Source organism: Croceivirga lutea (assembly GCF_014235875.1).
Taxonomy (GTDB): Bacteria; Bacteroidota; Bacteroidia; order Flavobacteriales; family Flavobacteriaceae; genus Croceivirga; species Croceivirga lutea.
In genome coordinates this window covers 1-3,197 of record NZ_JACJUK010000015.1, presented here as the reverse complement: position 1 = coordinate 3,197, position 3,197 = coordinate 1, and the positions used below count along the sequence as shown (strand labels likewise).

Genomic DNA, 3,197 nt, shown 5'->3' with positions numbered 1-3,197 from the left:
TTGATAGCAGTGTCCAACAAACTTTTAAAACAAGCATTTGCCATTGCAAAATCAGGGATACCCTATGATGAAAATTATGTGTCCAGATTAACTTAAAAGAACTTGTTTTTTAACTCAGTTCTTTGTTGTGGTTAGTGTTTTTTATTTATTTACTTAATTTTAAAATTCTTAATGCTCCTTGAATTACCAAAATAAAAACGATTGTTCCGATAATCAAATCGGGTTTGCTCGAACTCAACCAATTTACCAAAAGTCCAGCGATTATGACTCCTAAATTAATAATCACGTCATTCGAGGTGAAAATCATACTTGCTTTCATATGTGCCTCTTCTTTGCTTTTTGACTTTTGCAAAATGTAAAGACAAATTCCATTTGCGATAAGCGCAAAAATTGAAACGATAATCATTGTCGAAAAATCGGGAAGTTTCTCGTCTCCGAAAAACCTCCTTAACACTTCCACAAATCCAATAATCGCAAGTGTTATTTGAAAATATCCAGCAAGTTTCGCAATCCGCTTTTTTCTTGTCAGAGTTCCGCCAACCGCAAACAAGCTAATTCCGTAAACGAAACTGTCCGCAAGCATATCCAAACTGTCTGCAACTAATCCCATCGATTTTGAGATTAATCCAGTTGTCATTTCGATTATGAAAAAGGCAAAATTTATGGTAAGTACAGACCAAAGTAACTTTTTTTGGTTTGCATTTTCTTTAAATTCCGTTTGTTCGGTTTGTTCAGTCGAGATTTTCTTTCCGCCTAAATTCAGTTCGATAACGGACTTTTCGATTTGGTCAATTTGTCCGCTGTGAAAAACAGTTAGTTTTCGGTTGGGAATGTCAAAGTCCAGATTCGCAATACTTGAGATTCCATCCAATTTCATTCGGATTAAATTTTCCTCTGAAGGACAATCCATTCTGGTGATCTCAAATATCGTTTTGTTCATTCAATTTATCGGTTTTTGGACATTAACCACAACGGTTAGGCTATGATTTCGTTGTGGAATTTCACGCAGTGAACATTCCGCCCGAAATCTAACCTTGGCTTGAAGTTAAGGATTTCCGTTTAGGAAATCCAACCACAATGAATTATAGCCCGTGTTGTAGCCAGTTATTTTTTATTTAAATATAATTAGAGCTTTTCCCTTTTTGGAAATACCAACGCTTATACTATCTCCGACTTTTAAGTCCATCAGTGTTTGCCAAAATTTACCTTGCAAGTCAGTTTTTTCAATTCGGTCCGTCGCAACAACTGACCGAGAGTCAATTTCGTATTGAAATTGAATTTTTCTACCTAAATCGACAACGTTATTTCCGTCAAAGTGCATTGATAAATGTTGAATCGGTTCAATTTCCAGAATTGTTCCTTTCTTGATTATTTCCATTTTTTTTATTTCGGTCAGTCGATTTTCGTATCCATCATACCAATTGTAGTAAAATAGAGCTCCAATCCCAATTACAACTGCTAACAAAATTAGCATCGTCAGAGTATGACTAGTTTCTAATATGCTTGGTTTTCTTTCCGTGGTCATTTAATTGGCTACAACGGATAGTGTATGATTAGTTGCGGACTTTTCCAACGGAAAATGTCCGCCTGACTATAAAGATAATTGATTGCAGGAAATCAACTTGTTGTATTTCCGCCCGCAATTAATTATACACCGTGTTGCCAACAGTTATTTTTTTAGTCCAGTTTGCGAAAGAATAAAGTCCACAAACCATTTTAGGTCGTCCTCGACATATTTTTCATTTTCGTCATGAAATCCAAGAATATGGTGAATCCGATTTTCATTGTCGATTATAAACAAATTCCCTTCGTAATTCTCCTTGTCCAGAGGTTTGTTCGAGATTCGAATATCAAGGATGCTGTTTTTGTCAAGTTGAAAATCTTGTTCTGGTGTTTGAATAATAATTTTATTGTCCTTGAAAACTTTGAGAAAACTATTTGCAAGTTTTTTTCTTTTTCTTTTCCACTGGTTAAAACTCCCGAGTCCGATTAAAAATAGTGCGGCTGCTGAAATGTGTGCCATTTCGATTCGAAATCCGTTTACACCAAAAAAAAGGAAAATGATTATTCCAATTCCGAACACAATGGGCATAATCACAAGCCCAATGTAACTGATTGGGTCGTTTTTTGCCTTTCCGATTATTATTCCCTCGTTTTCTTTTGAGAAAGAGATTTTGTGTCGGTGAAGTTTTGATTCTAAGACTGAGAGATTCATAATTGTTGGCAACGGTTGGGCTATGATTTCGTTGTGGAATTTCACGCAGTGAACATTCCGTTCGAAATCAAACCTAAAAATAAAAGTAAGGATTTCCGTTTAGGAAATCCGCCACAATGAATTATAGCCGGTGTTGTACAACGTACTTATTTTTCCGTATCTATTAACCAAGCGTTATTGTATTCCGTTGTTTTAGTTAATTCTTGTTTTAATTTTTCTCGGTCCAAATCCAGTTCGGAATATTCTGCTCGTTCATAGAGTAGGTTGTAAGCCGACTGATGAAGTCCGTATTTTTTTAAAGTATGAAAGTCCAATTTCGCTTTTTCCGAATTCAGTTTGTCGTTATTAAACTCAATTTTTAATAAGTCAACTAAAGTGTCATTAACAAACTGATTATCATAATTCAGTCGTTTTTTGTCTGAATTTAAAGAGTTAAATTCTCGGATTATGTCAAAGACAATTGAGTCATTTTTTTCCGCTTTTCTCCGATTCCAAAATTCAGCGTAATATTTGGTTTGGATTTCTGGTTTATTGTAAGTCAATTGCAAACTATCCAATATATTCTCAAAATTTCGCTTTATATAAATTCCTTGAATTAGGAAATGGCTCTCGCTTTTTGAAATCAGATTTTCGAGTTTTTCATATCCAAACTTTTTAAATGATTCGTGAACCATTTTTAAATTTTCAGGTTTTCTAATCCACGTGTTTTTTGTCCAATCCGAGTTTCTTAAATCGAAAAACGAGGTTTGATTCTCTACATAAAATTCCGTTTCACTTTTTTCTTTATTAACGCAAGAAATAAGTAATAAAATCAGAATATTTAATGTTAGCAGTTTGTTCATTCGTATGTTGTACAACGGCAGTCTGTCCCAAAACTGCCTTTAGATTTAGTTTAAAATTAGCTTATTAGTTTCAGACTACCGAAGCTTGGAAAAAGGAAGGGGAAATTTTGTTTTGCCCCAAAATACCCCTAATGGATTTA

Annotated in this window: 4 protein-coding genes; all 4 read right to left on the bottom strand. The window is 34.4% G+C overall.

What is annotated here, in order from left to right:
• Positions 1 to 145: 145 nt before the first annotated feature.
• A complete protein-coding gene (locus H5V42_RS15115) occupies positions 146 to 940 on the bottom strand; it encodes a cation transporter (RefSeq protein ID WP_185784013.1) in 795 nt (264 codons plus the stop codon).
• Between the two features lie 171 nt (positions 941 to 1,111).
• Complete coding sequence (locus H5V42_RS15110) at positions 1,112 to 1,525, bottom strand: hypothetical protein (protein ID WP_185784012.1); 414 nt, start codon at positions 1,523 to 1,525, stop codon at positions 1,112 to 1,114.
• Between the two features lie 144 nt (positions 1,526 to 1,669).
• Complete coding sequence (locus H5V42_RS15105) at positions 1,670 to 2,215, bottom strand: hypothetical protein (RefSeq protein ID WP_185784011.1); 546 nt, start codon at positions 2,213 to 2,215, stop codon at positions 1,670 to 1,672.
• Between the two features lie 146 nt (positions 2,216 to 2,361).
• A complete protein-coding gene (locus H5V42_RS15100; protein ID WP_185784010.1) occupies positions 2,362 to 3,057 on the bottom strand; it encodes a hypothetical protein in 696 nt (231 codons plus the stop codon).
• Positions 3,058 to 3,197 lie beyond the last annotated feature (140 nt).